Source organism: Mesorhizobium sp. M7A.F.Ca.US.014.04.1.1, assembly GCF_003998745.1.
Taxonomy (GTDB): Bacteria; Pseudomonadota; Alphaproteobacteria; order Rhizobiales; family Rhizobiaceae; genus Mesorhizobium; species Mesorhizobium ciceri.
This window is the reverse complement of sequence record NZ_RZRW01001342.1, coordinates 1-609: the sequence shown is the minus strand read 5'-3', so window position 1 is coordinate 609 and position 609 is coordinate 1. Positions and strand designations below refer to the sequence as shown.

The window sequence follows — 609 nt, the reverse complement described above, 5'->3', positions numbered from 1 at the left end:
CGAAGAGCTTGACGTCCTGGCCTCCTCGCGTAACCACGCAATCGGAAAACGTTTGCGGCCGGGTGTTCAAGAAAAAGTCTTTGATCACGTTGTCCTTGTAGCCCAGACACAACACGAACTCGTCATGCCCATAGTCACTGTACCATTGCATGACATGGCGCAGGATCGGCTGGTGGCCGAGCGGTATCATCGGCTTTGGGATGCTTTCGGAATAGTCGCGAATGCGGGTCCCGCGACCGCCACAGAAAAGAATGACTTTCATTTCTCGTACTCCGACGGATCGATTACGGTCACGAAAGGAATCGGCACTACGAATTTCGCGTTCCAAGCGGCGACATGGCGCATCTGCTGAATGATCTCGTCCTTCAGATTCCACGGAAGGATGAGGATGTAGTCTGGCTTAGCCTCGTCGATTTCGTCGACGGGCTTGATCGGGATGTGCATTCCAGGTGTATAACGCCCGTGCTTGTACGGGTTGCGGTCCACTGTGAAATCCAGGAAGTCGGTGCCGATGGCGCAGTAGTTCAGCAGCGTGTTTCCCTTGCCAGGCGCGCCGTAACCGCAAATCGTCTTGCCCTCTTCCTTGGCCGAAATCAGGAATGCCAAGAG

Annotated in this window: 2 protein-coding genes; both read right to left on the bottom strand. The window is 54.8% G+C overall.

What is annotated here, in order from left to right; genetic code table 11:
• On the bottom strand, nt 1-262 hold a 262-nt coding region (locus EOA22_RS36445), incomplete at its 3' end, for a sugar phosphate nucleotidyltransferase (RefSeq protein WP_245478808.1).
• On the bottom strand, nt 259-609 hold a 351-nt coding region (locus EOA22_RS36440), incomplete at its 5' end, for a methyltransferase C-terminal domain-containing protein (protein ID WP_348629529.1). The genes EOA22_RS36440 and EOA22_RS36445, both read right to left, overlap by 4 nt.